We start from the raw sequence: 13,084 nt of genomic DNA, 5'->3' as shown, positions 1-13,084 counted from the left end.
TACGCCCGTTGATGTCCGCCAAAGCCCGCTACCACGATTTCTGCCGCACCGCGCCCGATGTGCCGGTGTTCAGCCAGCCGTGGTACCTGGATGCCTGCGCCGAGGGTGGCACCTGGGAGGTAGTGCTGGCCGAGGAAAAAGGCCGCGTGGTAGCGGCATTGCCTTATTTTTTCAAGCAGAAAGGCCCGTTTCGGTACGTCACGATGCCGCCCTTCGTGAAATGGCTTGGCCCGTATGTACTACCCGAGTTTCGGGGCCGGCTGCCGAAGGAGCACGAGTTGCTGAAGTTGCTGATAGCGCAACTGCCGGATTTTGCAGCTTTCAAGCAGAACTTTTACCCGACGGTTACCAACTGGCTGCCATTTTACTGGGAACAGTATAAACAGACGACTTTTTACACCTACCGCCTGCACCAGCTGCGCGATTTGCCGCGAGTAGAAGCAGGCCTGGGTACCGGCATTCGGCGCGACATTCGATTGGCCCGCCAGAAAGTGCGCGTGGTGCACGACTTGCCGCTGGATGAATTCTACCGCGTCAATCTGCTCAGCTTCACCCGCCAAGGCTTGCCGGCGCCGTATTCGGCCGCGCAGTTCCGGCGGCTCGATGCGGCCCTGGCGGCGGCTGAGGCCCGGCAGCTTTTTTTTGCCGTGGATGAGCAGGGCCGGGTGCATTCGGTGGCGTATTTGATTTGGGATGCCACCACGGCCTACTTCCTGCTGGCCGGCGACGACCCGGCCCTGCGAGCCAGCGGCGCGGGCGTGCTGCTGGCCTGGGAGTGCATGCGCTACGCCAGCGAGGTACTGAAACTGGACTGCTTCGATTTTGAAGGCAGTATGCTGCCGGGCGTGGAGCGGATTCGCGTGCGCTTCGGCGCGGTGCAGACGCCGTACTTCTTTGTCTGGAAATACAATTCGCGGCTTTTTGAGTTGCTGGAGAAGCTGAAGCCGTAGGAGTAAGCTCAATTTGATATGATACTGAACGGTCGTGCTGAGCACCGCCTTTTTCTTGTTTACCAACCTCTTCAACACCCCAAAATGTCCGAAAAACGCTATATCCTCAACCCCGCTCCTTTTGTAGTGCCCACCACCGATGGCAAGCTCATTGAAGAGCACGTGGGTGGGGCCAGCACCGGTACCTCGGCCTACAGCCTGGCCCACATGGTGGCCCCGCCGCACTGGAGCGAGCCCCACCAAACGCCTGCGTTCGATGAAATCACCATCGTAGTGCGCGGCCGGAAGCGGTTTGAAATCGATGGCGACGTGGTGGAGTTGCAGGCCGGGCAGGCCCTGTTGATTAAGGGCGGCGCGCGGGTGCGCTACTCCAATCCGTTTGATGCGGAGTGCGAATACTGGTCGATTTGCGTGCCGGCATTCAGCCCCGATACCGTGCACCGCGAAGAAGAATAAAGCGGCTTCGAAACCCATATATTCAGCCTCATGGACCAGCGCATCATCAATCTTTTCGACGAGTACACCCACGCCCCGCTCACCCGCAAGGAATTTATGGACCGGCTGATAAAGCTGGCGGGCAGCACGGCACTGGCCCTCACGGCCCTTTCGGTGCTGGAGCCGGGCTACGCGGCGGCGGCCACCATTGCGCCGGAGGCCGGTGACTTGGAAGCCGAAGAAGTGACCTGGATTGGCGATGGCAGCCCCGTGCGTGGCTACCTGGTGCACCCCAAAGGCCGCCAGAAGCGCGGCGCGGTGGTCGTCATCCACGAAAACCGGGGCCTGACGCCGCACATCAAGGACGTGACGCGGCGCGTGGCCCAGGCCGGCTACCTGGCTCTGGGCGTGGATGCGTTGTCGGTAGCGGGCGGCACGCCGGCCGACGAGGACAAGGGCCGTGAGCTCATCGGCCAGCTCGACCCGGTGAAAAACCTCAACAACTATCTCAAAGCGCTGGAATACCTGCGCGCCCGGCCTGATTGCAACGGTCGCACCGGCGCGGTGGGCTTCTGCTGGGGCGGCGGCCTGGCCAACCAGCTGGCCGTGCACGACCCCAGGCTGAACGTCGCCGTGGCCTACTACGGCCTGCAGCCCAAAGCCGAAGACGTGCCCCAAATAAAAGCGGCCGTGATGCTGCACTACGGCGGCTTAGACCAGCGCATCAACGCCGGCATTCCGGCCTACGAAGCGGCGCTGAAAGCGGCCGGCACCAAGTACGAGCTCTACGTGTACGAGGGCGTGAACCACGCCTTCAACAACGATACCTCCCCCGCCCGCTACAACGCCGAAGCTGCCAAGCTGGCCTGGGACCGCACCTTACGATTATTCAAAGAAAAACTAGGGTAGCCGGGCAACGGCGCGGCATTTTGCGGCATCTTTGCAGTGTCCATCCGCTGCCATGCCGCTCAGAAAACTACCCATTCTGCTCCCGTTTCTGCTGCTGTGGGCCGGTGCGGCGCTGGCCCAAACCCAACACCCACCGCCGCCCGACCCTGACTATGAGCAGGTAAGCGTGCCGGTGCCGCGCGCCGTGTCGCTGATTGCGGACGCGGCGAGCGTGTTGTTTTCGCGCAACGAGGACGAAAACAAGGTGCAGGCACTGGTGGAGCGCCGCCGCGAGCGGTCGAAAAAAAGCGACCAGAGCCTGCGTTTCACCATTCCGAAGAATAAGCTGACCCGCACGCTGGGGCTGGTGGAGTAGGCGCAGGCTGTCATTCCGACACCGGGAGGAAGCTGAATAGAGTTGTTCAAACTGCTTGCATCAGACTCATCCTGGATTTGGAATGGCCATTTTGGGCTTTTTAAATAAGGCGTTAAGTCCGGGAAGTAGGCGGTCTGGTCGGGATTTCCGGCCTGTCCGTCCACCTTTTTATTTCCCGGCGGGATGTGGCCGATGGTTTGCAAATACCCTATGCAGAATGAGTCGCTTCTCACATCCAGGAGCCCGCTGCCTGCAGCAACCGGACCCACCGCTACTTCCCCCTTTCTCACTCGCATTTTCTTCAGCAACCATGAAAGCTTCCCTGTTTTCCATCCTTGCCGCCGCCTCGCTTCTGGCCGCCACTCCTTCTTTCGCCGCTACTCCTTCGGCCAATGGCCCGTACGATAACTACCGGCAGGACCGTGACCACGACCATGACCGGGACGACCGCAACAGCAAAGATTTTAACTACGGCTTCGACAAGAAGCACCGCGTAACCCAGCAGGAACGTGCCCGCTGGGAAGCTGCCCACCGGCCCAACAACGACCGTCGTGACGACCGTCGCGATGACCGCAACGATAAAAATTTCAACTACGGCTACGACCGCAACCACCGCGTGACGCCCCAGGAGCGCGCCCATTGGGAAGCCGAGCACCGCAACGACGGCCGCCGCTAAACCTTAGCCGCTAACTATGGTCCGAAAAGTCCCGTTCAAGCTCTGTGAACGGGGCTTTTCGCGCCAATTTTTGCTCTTTTCCTTTTCCCAACAACCCTCTCTAAATCATTACCATGAAGAAGTTTCTGTTTCCCCTGCTGGCTGTTTTTGCCCTTAGCGTAGGCACCGCCGCCGCCCAAATCACCACTCCCGCCGATGCCGGTGCCATGCAGGGCCGCGGCCGTATGCAGGGCAACCCCGATGAAATGGCCAAGCGCCAGGCCGACCGCATGACCCAGGAGCTGGGCCTGAACGCCGACCAGACCGCCAAAGTGCAGCAGATTTTGCTGGCGCGTGGTCAGGAAATGCAAGCCATGCGCGGCCAGGCCCGCGATGCCGGCAACCGCGACCAGATGCGCGAGCAAATGCAAGCCAACCGCGCTAAATACGACGCCCAGTTCAAGGAAGTCCTGACCGCCGACCAATACACCAAGTACACCACCATGCAGGCCGACCGCATGAATCGCGGCGGTGGCCCCGGCATGGGCATGGAAGGTTCGGACGTGAAGAAAATGAAAGCCAAATCGACCGATGGCGACAAAATCAAAGTAAAAGCCGACAAGTAAGTCGGCTTCGCTAACTGACACAACGATGCCCCGGCCAACTGGCCGGGGCATCGTTGTGTTTTGGAGCATTGTGCCCCTCAGTGCGACTGTAGCTTAAAGCCTGAAAATAAAAAGGCTACTCCCGCAACAGGAGTAGCCTTTTTATTTATTGATTTTCGGGAAAGTCGACCACTACATGGTGCGGTGCGGCCGGCCGCCGCGCACTACGCGCGGAGCCGAGGCATGCCGCTTGGCCGCCTTGGAACGGTGCTTGAACAGGCCGAAGAAGCCGCTCTTCTGGTTGCTGTGGCCGCGGTAGTAGCGGTACACCGGCACGTAATTACCAGCCGTGGGCTTGCGCCGGTGGATGGGCCGCGACGTAGCCGAGGTGGCCGGCGCAGCGTAAGATTCGGAGGCAAAGAACCCCAACATGCAGAAAAATAACAGGGCGGTACGCAGCATAAAAAAGGTGGTAATGGTGGTACGTGCACTGGGCGTGTGGCGCCAGCGGTAGCGGCTTGCTACTGCATTACTAACTGCGAAAACGGGGGAATTATTACCCGCGTTGCCCATTTTATCGACCAGCCCTTTCTTTCAATCGACTGATTCTGCACTTGAACAGCTGAAAATGAGCGGTTAATATACTGTGTTATTTTTCTCCATTTTCAGCAACAATCAACAGATTATGTGATAGTTGATATTTTTTATATAATAATAATTTGTACTCATTTAATTATTTTTTGAATATTCAGCACTTTACATTTCGTGGGAACCCTACATTTGCTGACACTACTAGCAAGGGTTACGCTACGATAAACTCGCGCCAGTAAGTATTACATTAGCAATGTCAAAATTTCTTTCAATCATATAGAACCAAAATTTAATGGCATTGAATCCAGAAAAACTGTCTTTCTTGTTGAGAGAATTGTCGAGTGCATCATATAATACTGTTAGTGGAATTGTAAGCCAGATATTTGGTTACCTAAATACTGAAATCAAAGACAATCCCCTTTTCGATAAGTACGAGGCAGAAAGCGCAAAGTGGGTGGATTGGCCTCAAGGTGATGAGGCGTCTTTCAATCGTGGACAATGGTCTTTGCCAACAAATTTTGAAGAGTCAAAATCACTTGCTTATTACATGTATAAGCGCATTGCAGAAGGAGGCAGCCGTGAAGTAGACCAGCTTGGATATAGACTATTCCGCAAAAATAACATGGGCGATAATGCTCGTGAATTCAATCGAACATTCTTAGGATATTTTACTCAAGCGTTGGAAGACATTGTAAATGCCAACCCAGAAGTAACAGCAGAAAAACCGAAAGCCACACCAGGCACTACAGCTTTTATCATTCACGGGCACGATAATGAGTTAAAAACTGAAGTTTTATTGCTACTAAAGAGAGCCGGCGTGAATGCAATTGTACTGCATGAGCAGGCAGACAGAGGAAGAACAATAATTGATAAACTGGTTGGTGAATCCGAAGTAGCTGGTTATGCAATAGCATTACTGACTCCAGATGATATCACGGAAAGCGGACGCAGCAGAGCCAGACAAAACGTAATTCTTGAAATCGGTTATTTCCTTGGCAGAATAGGCAAAGAAAGGTTACGAATGCTTGTAAAAGAGGAAGTTGAAATTCCAAGCGACTTACAAGGAATTCTATATGAAAAACATGATGCAGGTGGCGCTTGGAAAATCAAGCTACTTAAAGAAATTCAAGCTGTTGGTATTTATGTAGATATTCAAGCCGCAGTAAGTTCATTCTAAATCCTTTTCAAATCTCCAAAACAACCCCACCCCCGCCTGCCTCGTCTAACCGGCTCAACCAACCGCGACCGTAGATGAGCCTTTGGCAGATTATACAACGCCTGCTGCCGTTTGTGCGGCCCTACCGCCGCCTGGTCATTGCCACACTGCTGCTCACGCTGGTGGGCTCGCTAGCCGCGCAGGTCAACCCCTTCGTGCTGCGCTATACCGTGGACACCGTGCAAGGGATGCTAGACAAAGGCCAGGGCCTGGCTGAGGGCTGGACGCTGCTGGCCTGGGTGAGCGGGCTGCTGCTGGGCAAGGAAATCGTGAACACCTTCATCCAGTTCGGGCAGAAATACTACGGCGAGAAAATCCGCATCCAGCTCTCCGGCGTGCTGGCCCAAACCGCCGTGAGCAAAATCCTGAGCTACCAGCTCGGCTTCTTCTCCGACGACGGCAACCAGACCGGCAAGCTCCAAACCCGCATCGACCGCGGCGTGGAGAGCCTCATGAAGCTGGTGCAAAATTTCTTCATCGACATCCTGCCGCTCTTCGCCAACGCCATCGTGGCGCTGGTGGTCATTTTCCTCAACAACAAGTGGGTGGGGCTGGTGGCGCTGGCCGTGCTGCCGGTGTATTTCTGGCTCAGCTACGCGCAGGCCGAGAAACTACAGGGCGTGCGGCGCGGACTCCAGCGCCTGCGCGAGGAGAAAAACCACGGCCTCATCAGCATCATCGACAGCATTGTGGTCATCAAAAGCTTCGTGCGCGAGCCCTACGAGGGCCGCAAGCAAGCCGCCGTGCAAAGCAGCCTCGAAGACGCCCAGCTCCTCACCCGCAAAACCAACTTCCGCTTCGACGGCCTCAAAACCTTCGTGGAGCAGATTGGCGTGGTGGCCATCATCGTGCTCACGGCTTACCTGGTGCTGGGCCGCCAGATATCCATAGGGGCCATCATGTTCCACATCCTGCTGTTCAACAACGTGTCGGCGCCCATCCGGCAGCTACACCGCATCTACGACGAGATGAACGAGGCCCTCACCTACTCCGAAGGCTTCTTCGCCATCCTCGACGCCGACGACCAGCGCGAGCGCCCCGGCGCGCTGGCGCCCGGCGAACACCTGCGCGGGCAGTTCGAGCTGCGCCACGTGGGCTTCACCTACCCCAGCGGCACGGCCGCCCTGCACGATGTGAGCCTCACCATTCCGGCCGGCAAAACCACCGCGCTGGTGGGCCTCAGCGGGGCGGGCAAAAGCACCATCATCAACCTGCTCTGCCAGTTCTACCGCCCCGACAGCGGCGACATCCTGCTCGACGGCCGCCCGCTGGCCGACTACGACACCTTCGCCCTGCGCCAGGAAATTGGCCTGGTGCTCCAGAAAAACCACATTTTCAAGGGCACCATCGAAGAAAACATCCACTATGGTGACTTCGCCGCCACCCCGGCCCAGATTGAGGCCGCCGCCCGCCAGGCCTACCTGCACGACCAGATTCTGGACCTGCCGCGCCAGTACGAGTCCGATGCCCAGCAGCTCAGCGGCGGCCAGCAGCAGCGCATCGCCATCGCCCGGCTCTTCCTCAAAAACCCGCCCATCATCTTCCTCGACGAGCCCACCGCCAGCCTCGACGCCATTGCCACCGAGCAAATCAAAAACTCGCTCGACGCCATCAAGCAGGGACGCACGGTGGTCATCATCTCCCACAGCCTCGCCCAAATCGTGGATTCGGACTGCATCTACGTCATGAAAAAAGGCCGCATGGTCGAACACGGCACCCACGACGCCCTCTACGCCCAGCACGGCACCTACCGCGAGATTTTCGACGCCTCGGCCCGCAGCTTAAACATCGAGAAACTAGCCAAGACGATGGCCGATGACGGGGACGAGGTGTTGGATACTGCGTCGTAATTGATTCGATTCCTATTAATGCACTTTCTTAGTGCATCATTCTTTTAATTCCCGTTTTATGGGTTACGGTGCTTGCGTAGCATGTAATTGTTATAAAGAAGGTTTAGCGACGGAGCCACCGCATAAACCCTACGTTTACATAGACCCAGAAGATGGCAGCGTCGGCATTAACACTGCCCATTTAAAAGACAAAGAAGAGCAATTGAAATGGTGGTTGGAGTTTGATGAATGGCGAATGACCGCATGCCCGCATGAGGACATGATGTATGCGTACGAGCGTTTGGCTAACATGTCAGGCATGGCTGCTTTTAGAGGATTGGTCGCCGAGTTTGGTGGCAATGCCAGATTTCCAGTACTGACTGAGCATCTGCCGATAGGCAATGGTGGCACGTTGCCTGTTGAGTTTACGCCAGTTGCTTACTATGAAGTATTGACGCTTAAGCAGGAAAAGCTAGAGCAGAAGTTGGTAGTACTACAAGAAGCAGAGTCTGGCGATATCATAGCATCAACCTCTGTTAATCACGATAATACATTTGTTTTTTCAGCTGCTGTTTGTAATTACGTCATTAGTGCAGACGGCTTCTCTATAATTAAATTGAAAAGGCATTTTTGGGAAACAAATAAGACTGATTTCAAATCGATTCATTTCAAACAACACCGAATTGACGACAATCAATTTGAATTTGAGGATTTAACTACTGGAAACAAATCCATTCAACACGTCAAATTGTATCCTATAGATTCTTTAGCAACTCAAGATTATTCATTCGTTGTATCAATCCAACAAGCTTCTATATCGACTGAGTATGCATATATCATTGAGCCATTAATCAATGTGCTAAAGGCATCCTCAGAGACCGAAAATCCAGTTTGTTGGCTTTAGAAAGAATAAACTATGACCATCGACCTCGCCCATGTCGACACCAAAGCCGCTTTTCACCTGCTGATGAAGCGCGAAATGGGCTTTCCAGACTGGTACGGTGAGAACTGGGACGCTTTCTGGGATACTATTGCTGCCATTGTAGAAATGCCGCAGCAACTCTTGCTACAAAACTGGCAACACTTCGAACAAGCCTGCCCAACGGATATGCAGATACTGCGCGATATTATCGAGCATTACAACCAAGAAATACCGGACAAGAAAATTCTCTTAATATGACCATCGAAGACCTCCAAGCCATCTGTCAGCGCCTGCCCGGCACCACCGAAGACATTAAATGGGACGTGCATTTGTGCTTCAATGTGGGCGGCAAAATGTACCTGGTCACCTCGCCCGACGAATTGCCGCCCACCGCTTCCTTCGCGGTGCCCATGGAAGAAGTAGAAGAGCTCGAAAACAGCCCGGGATTCAGCCGCAACAAGTACATGGCCCGCTACGGCTGGGTGAACGTGGATAACATTCACCTGCTGTCGCGGGCGCAGTGGGAGCAGCACATCACCTACTCCTACCAAAAGGTGCTGGCCAAGCTGCCGCTGAAAGTGCGCAAACAACTGGCCGGGACAATGTAGCGGCCATTACTTTTGCCCCTTCCTCCTACCCTCGTTTGCGTATGAAGCACTATTTCTACCCCCTGGCCTTCAGCGCGCTGTTGCTTGGCGGCTGCAGCAAAACCAAGGAAGACGCGCCGCTGGTATTGGCCGGCGAATACCAAGCTGCCCACGTGCTGGCGGCCACCAATCCCATCCGGATGTACACCAGGACCGGGGAAATCACCAATGTGCAGACGATTGACAACTTTCTGCGGCGGCAGTCCAGCAGTGGGCAGGGCCTCTTCTCGCGGACCGATGTGACCATTACCACCCCTGACTCGCAAACACTCACCATCGACGCCAACGACCAGGCCACGGTAGCGACAACTTACCAGGGCACTACCACCCGCCTTACCTCCAGGATTACGCTCCGCAATCCGCAGTATTTCGTCCTGACCAGCACCGACTCCGTGTCAACTGTCACCGCTCCCAGCTCCTTCGACCGGTGCGTGCAGCTGGTCGACCAGATAAGAGCCATTGCGCCCGTAAAGCGCTGCCAGGCCCTGCCTCCCATCACCGGCTACTCCCAGTCCTGCACGTTTCACCCGGTGCAGGTGGTCGGCATCCAGAACGGGCAGCTATTCCTTCCCGCGTTCAGCTGGCTGATTATGCGCAGCGTGCCCTCGCTCGGCTGGTGCACCTACACGGCGGCCAACGAGCGGAACCTGTTCAATCCCGCCATCCTCAACCAGCTCGTCGCCGGCGATACCGTAGTCGTGCAGGAACGGCGCATCGCCCTCACCAAGCAATAACGCCGTGCTCACAATGGCCCTGCGAAGCCGTTGTCACGCCCCGCAAATCCATTAGCAGAGGCCGCAAATCGATTTACAGGGGCTGCACAAACCAAATGACGCTGTTTCGCACAAACACGCTGTTTCAGCCAGCCCGCTACGGCCTCAGCCCCGTTCTTTGCCGGCGCATGGACATCCTCACCGTCACCAACCTCAGTCTTACCGAAAACGGCTTTACTGCCCTCCGGCCTATCAGCTTCACCCAAAAGCAAGGGCAAAAGCTGGCGCTGGCCGGCGAAAGCGGCGCTGGCAAAAGCACCTTGCTGCAGCTCGTGGCCGGCCTCATCCAGCCCAGCACCGGCGCGGTGCACGCCCTCGGCAGCCGCGTGCGCGGCCCGCAGGAGGTGCTGGTGCCCGGCCACCCCGGCGTAGCCTACCTCTCCCAAAAGTCCGACTTGCCGCAGTTTCTGCGCGTGGAGCAGGTGCTGCGCTACGCCAACAAGCGCCCCGAAGCCGAAGCGCAGGCGGTGTATGAACTGTGCCGAATTGACCATTTGATGCTGCGCCGCACCGACCAGCTCTCCGGCGGCGAGCAGCAGCGCGTGGCCCTGGCCCGGCTGTTGCTGGGCGCGCCGCAGCTACTGCTGCTCGATGAGCCGTTCTCCAACCTCGACCGCACGCACAAGCGCCTGTTGCAGGGCATCATCGAGGAATTGGGCACGCGCCTGGGCATTACCTGCCTGCTGGTGTCACACGATGCGGCCGACGTGCTGGGCTGGGCCGATGAAATACTGGTGTTGCACCGGGGGCAGCTGGTGCAGCAAGGCACGCCCGAAGCACTCTACCACCGGCCAGTAGACGAGGCCACCGCCGCGCTGTTTGGCGACTACAACCTGGTGCACGGGGCCGCCCGCCGCGCCCTGCTGCCGGGCCGGCGCTTCCCCAAAAACACCGCGCTGCTGGTGCGGCCCGAGCAGCTGCGGCTGGGACCGGCCGAGGACGGCGGCGCCACCACGGGCACGGTGCAGGCCGTGCGGTTTCTGGGCAGCTACTGGGAAGTGGAAGTGGCGCTGGCGGCGCAAAGCCTGCGGGCACGGGTCGATGCAAGCCCCTGGCAGCCCGGCGAAAATGTAAGCCTCTCGGTAGTGGCCGGAGGCGGCTGGCCCATTGCGGTTTCGGGCCAGTAAGCGCCTAAGCACAACAATAACTTGGTTTGCTGGGATGCGTTGGGAATGGAATACGCACCTAACTAATCTTTTATTATGGCAGACCAAACCAAAACCGCACTCATCACCGGGGCCAGCAGCGGCATCGGCCGCGAACTCGCCAACTGCTTCGCCCAAGACAAGTACAACCTCATTCTCGTGGCCCTGGAGCCCGATTTGCTCGACAAAGCCGCTTCAGAAATCCGCCAGCAATTCGGCGTGCAGGTCACTACAATTGCCAAAGACCTGTTCAAACGCGACGCGCCGTTTGAGGTCTACAACGAAATCAAAAGCAAAGGCACCAAAGTTGACGTGCTGGTGAACGACGCCGGCCAGGGCCAGTACGGCACCTTCGACACGACGGACATCAACCGCGAGCTGGACATTATTCAGCTCAATATCGGGGCTTACGTGGTGTTCACGAAGTTGTATCTGCAGGAATTCAAGGCCCGGAACGAGGGCAAGATTCTCCTGGTGGGCAGCATTGCGGGCGAGCTGCCCGGCCCGCTGCAAGCCGTGTACCACGGCACGAAGGCCTTCGTGAATTCCTTTGTAGAATCGATTCAGGAGGAGAACAAGGACAGCAACATCACTATCACCAACCTGCTGCCCGGCATCACCAAAACCGACTTCTTCAACAAAGCCCACATGACGCAGGCCAAGAACGTGGCCGACGGCCAGGGCATGGAGCCCGCCGACGTGGCCAAAGACGGCTACAAAGCCCTGATGGCTGGCGAAAGCCGCGTCATTTCCGGCGTGATGAACAACGTGCAGGTGGGCGCGAGCAAGGTGATGCCCGACCCGCTGGTAGCCGCGCAGGTGCACAAGCAAAGTGCCCCCGTCGATGGCGACGAGCGCGCCCGCTAACGGCGGCAGAACCATCAACACAAGAAAGCCCGGCCGCATTGGCCGGGCTTTCTTGTGTTACCCAGGGGTGGGTTGCTTAGCTGCGGAAGCGGACTTTGGTTTTTGCCGGGCCAGGTTTGGCTTTGCCCGCTGCGGGCTGGTCGGCAAATGCCTCGGAGCGGGCAGCGCGAATCTGCTCGGCGGCTATGCGCTGCAAGCCCACGGCCTCGGCCGGGCTGATGCCGAGGGCAGCGGCCGCTTTTTCGGCCGCGCCCAGCATACGCGGGTCGTGGTCGGTGATTTCGCCAAACAGCACGCAGGCCGTGAGGTAGGCGCCCCAGTTGCTGGGGTGGTAGTGGTCTTCGGCCCAGAGGTCGACTTTGCCGGGCTCGGGAGCGTAGGGGTTGCGCTGGGCCAGGCCGGTTTGCACGGCGCGCAGCCAGGCATCGCCGGCCGGCGCAATGCCTTTGAAGCCCGGGTTTTGGGCCAGCAGGCCGTAATAGGAATCGTGCAGCTCCAGGGCCATCGAGTCGATGGGCAGTCCGGTGAAGGGCTTGCCGGGCGGGTAACAGAGGTCGGCGCGGGGCCACGTCTGGAAGAGGAACACGCTGGCGGCGGGGCTGGCGGTGTGCACGGCCCGTTCGAGGCGGGTGGCGTAGTCGCGGAACAGCTCGGGGTGACCGCCGTGGCGCGGGGGCAGTGCCCACTGGCTGTGCTCCTGCAATACCACGGTGTTCCAGCGCGCCTGCTGAATGACGCTGAGGGCGTGTTCGTAGTGGTATTGCAGCGGCCGGGCGTTGATTTCCTCGAAATGCACTTCGTAGTTCAGGCCGGCTTCTTCGGTGAATTGCTGGAAGATGCCGGGGATGCCGCCCCACACCACGGGCTCGCCCGTGGTGGTTTCGCAGCGCGGGTCGGTGGCGGGCAGGCCGTAGTTTTCGTCCGTCACATGGGCGGCGTTATAGGCCAGTACGGGCTGGTATTTGCCGTGAAAAAAGCTATTGCCGACGAACAAGATAGTATTGACAGGCAAAGCCGCTGAGTGGGCGGGCCGCCTCTGGGCCCCGGCGGGGACTGCCACTCCGGGCAGCAAGCCCACCACGGCCACCATCAGCACTTTACGAAACGTTTGAATCACAGAATAGAGGTAAGCAGCAAGGGCGAATGCGCGGAAAAGACGCGGAAAAAGTGCAAATACGGCCATTT

At 57.7% G+C, this 13,084-nt stretch carries 16 protein-coding genes; 14 read left to right on the top strand and 2 right to left on the bottom strand.

The genetic code is table 11. The features are described from left to right. Nucleotides 1-11 precede the first annotated feature (11 nt). The 6 genes from ACYU7Q_RS14820 to ACYU7Q_RS14795 all read left to right on the top strand — a co-directional run bounded on the left by ACYU7Q_RS14820 (nt 12) and on the right by ACYU7Q_RS14795 (nt 3,930). Nucleotides 12-950: a GNAT family N-acetyltransferase gene (locus tag ACYU7Q_RS14820; protein ID WP_460610214.1), complete on the top strand. Its 939-nt coding sequence runs from the start codon at nt 12-14 to the stop codon at nt 948-950. Nucleotides 951-1,034: 84 nt separating this feature from the next. Then, nucleotides 1,035-1,406: a cupin domain-containing protein gene (locus tag ACYU7Q_RS14815; RefSeq protein ID WP_460610213.1), complete on the top strand. Its 372-nt coding sequence runs from the start codon at nt 1,035-1,037 to the stop codon at nt 1,404-1,406. Between the two features lie 30 nt (nt 1,407-1,436). Continuing rightward, entirely contained in the window at nt 1,437-2,294 is an 858-nt protein-coding gene (locus tag ACYU7Q_RS14810; RefSeq protein ID WP_460610212.1) for a dienelactone hydrolase family protein, read from the top strand. A 52-nt stretch (nt 2,295-2,346) separates the two neighbouring features. Next, a complete protein-coding gene (locus tag ACYU7Q_RS14805; RefSeq protein ID WP_460610211.1) occupies nt 2,347-2,649 on the top strand; it encodes a hypothetical protein in 303 nt (100 codons plus the stop codon). 310 nt (nt 2,650-2,959) lie between these two features. Next, complete coding sequence (locus ACYU7Q_RS14800; protein ID WP_460610210.1) at nt 2,960-3,325, top strand: hypothetical protein; 366 nt, start codon at nt 2,960-2,962, stop codon at nt 3,323-3,325. Nucleotides 3,326-3,438: 113 nt separating this feature from the next. After that, nucleotides 3,439-3,930: a hypothetical protein gene (locus tag ACYU7Q_RS14795; protein ID WP_460610209.1), complete on the top strand. Its 492-nt coding sequence runs from the start codon at nt 3,439-3,441 to the stop codon at nt 3,928-3,930. 171 nt (nt 3,931-4,101) lie between these two features. Here the strand turns inward: ACYU7Q_RS14795 and ACYU7Q_RS14790 are convergent, their stop codons facing one another. After that, on the bottom strand, nt 4,102-4,371 hold the full coding sequence (locus ACYU7Q_RS14790; RefSeq protein WP_460610208.1) for a hypothetical protein: 270 nt from the start codon (nt 4,369-4,371) through the stop codon (nt 4,102-4,104). A gap of 421 nt (nt 4,372-4,792) precedes the next feature. Here ACYU7Q_RS14790 and ACYU7Q_RS14785 point away from each other — a divergent pair, with 421 nt between their 5' ends. From ACYU7Q_RS14785 to ACYU7Q_RS14750, 8 genes are all read left to right on the top strand, one after another. Continuing rightward, nucleotides 4,793-5,677: a TIR domain-containing protein gene (locus tag ACYU7Q_RS14785; protein WP_460610207.1), complete on the top strand. Its 885-nt coding sequence runs from the start codon at nt 4,793-4,795 to the stop codon at nt 5,675-5,677. A 74-nt stretch (nt 5,678-5,751) separates the two neighbouring features. Beyond that, nucleotides 5,752-7,566, top strand: coding sequence for an ABC transporter ATP-binding protein (locus ACYU7Q_RS14780; RefSeq protein ID WP_460610206.1), 1,815 nt, complete (start codon nt 5,752-5,754; stop codon nt 7,564-7,566). 58 nt (nt 7,567-7,624) lie between these two features. Next, entirely contained in the window at nt 7,625-8,449 is an 825-nt protein-coding gene (locus ACYU7Q_RS14775) for a hypothetical protein (RefSeq protein WP_460610205.1), read from the top strand. Nucleotides 8,450-8,461: 12 nt separating this feature from the next. After that, nucleotides 8,462-8,725, top strand: coding sequence for a barstar family protein (locus tag ACYU7Q_RS14770; RefSeq protein ID WP_460610204.1), 264 nt, complete (start codon nt 8,462-8,464; stop codon nt 8,723-8,725). Further along, nucleotides 8,722-9,075, top strand: coding sequence for an MmcQ/YjbR family DNA-binding protein (locus ACYU7Q_RS14765; RefSeq protein WP_460610203.1), 354 nt, complete (start codon nt 8,722-8,724; stop codon nt 9,073-9,075). The genes ACYU7Q_RS14770 and ACYU7Q_RS14765 overlap by 4 nt, the downstream gene beginning before the upstream one ends. 41 nt (nt 9,076-9,116) lie before the next feature. After that, the gene (locus ACYU7Q_RS14760) at nt 9,117-9,848 is read left to right on the top strand and encodes a hypothetical protein (protein ID WP_460610202.1); all 732 of its coding nucleotides are present in this window, start codon (nt 9,117-9,119) and stop codon (nt 9,846-9,848) included. Between the two features lie 95 nt (nt 9,849-9,943). Beyond that, entirely contained in the window at nt 9,944-11,014 is a 1,071-nt protein-coding gene (locus tag ACYU7Q_RS14755; RefSeq protein ID WP_460610201.1) for an ABC transporter ATP-binding protein, read from the top strand. A 75-nt stretch (nt 11,015-11,089) separates the two neighbouring features. Continuing rightward, a complete protein-coding gene (locus ACYU7Q_RS14750; protein ID WP_460610200.1) occupies nt 11,090-11,899 on the top strand; it encodes an SDR family NAD(P)-dependent oxidoreductase in 810 nt (269 codons plus the stop codon). A gap of 76 nt (nt 11,900-11,975) precedes the next feature. Here the strand turns inward: ACYU7Q_RS14750 and ACYU7Q_RS14745 are convergent, their stop codons facing one another. After that, the gene (locus ACYU7Q_RS14745; RefSeq protein ID WP_460610199.1) at nt 11,976-13,016 is read right to left on the bottom strand and encodes a hypothetical protein; all 1,041 of its coding nucleotides are present in this window, start codon (nt 13,014-13,016) and stop codon (nt 11,976-11,978) included. Nucleotides 13,017-13,084 lie beyond the last annotated feature (68 nt).

The sequence above is a fragment of the Hymenobacter terrigena genome (assembly GCF_054776515.1).
This window is presented reverse-complemented; position numbering and strand designations above follow the sequence as displayed.

What these genes read in the sequence shown, in the direction of transcription:
- ACYU7Q_RS14820 (WP_460610214.1), top strand. Translation starts at nt 12, where the DNA reads ATGTCCGCCAAAGCCCGCTACCACGATTTCTGCCGCACCGCGCCCGAT.
- ACYU7Q_RS14815 (WP_460610213.1), top strand. Translation starts at nt 1,035, where the DNA reads ATGTCCGAAAAACGCTATATCCTCAACCCCGCTCCTTTTGTAGTGCCC.
- ACYU7Q_RS14810 (WP_460610212.1), top strand. Translation starts at nt 1,437, where the DNA reads ATGGACCAGCGCATCATCAATCTTTTCGACGAGTACACCCACGCCCCG.
- ACYU7Q_RS14805 (WP_460610211.1), top strand. Translation starts at nt 2,347, where the DNA reads ATGCCGCTCAGAAAACTACCCATTCTGCTCCCGTTTCTGCTGCTGTGG.
- ACYU7Q_RS14800 (WP_460610210.1), top strand. Translation starts at nt 2,960, where the DNA reads ATGAAAGCTTCCCTGTTTTCCATCCTTGCCGCCGCCTCGCTTCTGGCC.
- ACYU7Q_RS14795 (WP_460610209.1), top strand. Translation starts at nt 3,439, where the DNA reads ATGAAGAAGTTTCTGTTTCCCCTGCTGGCTGTTTTTGCCCTTAGCGTA.
- ACYU7Q_RS14790 (WP_460610208.1), bottom strand. Translation starts at nt 4,371, where the DNA reads ATGCTGCGTACCGCCCTGTTATTTTTCTGCATGTTGGGGTTCTTTGCC.
- ACYU7Q_RS14785 (WP_460610207.1), top strand. Translation starts at nt 4,793, where the DNA reads ATGGCATTGAATCCAGAAAAACTGTCTTTCTTGTTGAGAGAATTGTCG.
- ACYU7Q_RS14780 (WP_460610206.1), top strand. Translation starts at nt 5,752, where the DNA reads ATGAGCCTTTGGCAGATTATACAACGCCTGCTGCCGTTTGTGCGGCCC.
- ACYU7Q_RS14775 (WP_460610205.1), top strand. Translation starts at nt 7,625, where the DNA reads ATGGGTTACGGTGCTTGCGTAGCATGTAATTGTTATAAAGAAGGTTTA.
- ACYU7Q_RS14770 (WP_460610204.1), top strand. Translation starts at nt 8,462, where the DNA reads ATGACCATCGACCTCGCCCATGTCGACACCAAAGCCGCTTTTCACCTG.
- ACYU7Q_RS14765 (WP_460610203.1), top strand. Translation starts at nt 8,722, where the DNA reads ATGACCATCGAAGACCTCCAAGCCATCTGTCAGCGCCTGCCCGGCACC.
- ACYU7Q_RS14760 (WP_460610202.1), top strand. Translation starts at nt 9,117, where the DNA reads ATGAAGCACTATTTCTACCCCCTGGCCTTCAGCGCGCTGTTGCTTGGC.
- ACYU7Q_RS14755 (WP_460610201.1), top strand. Translation starts at nt 9,944, where the DNA reads ATGACGCTGTTTCGCACAAACACGCTGTTTCAGCCAGCCCGCTACGGC.
- ACYU7Q_RS14750 (WP_460610200.1), top strand. Translation starts at nt 11,090, where the DNA reads ATGGCAGACCAAACCAAAACCGCACTCATCACCGGGGCCAGCAGCGGC.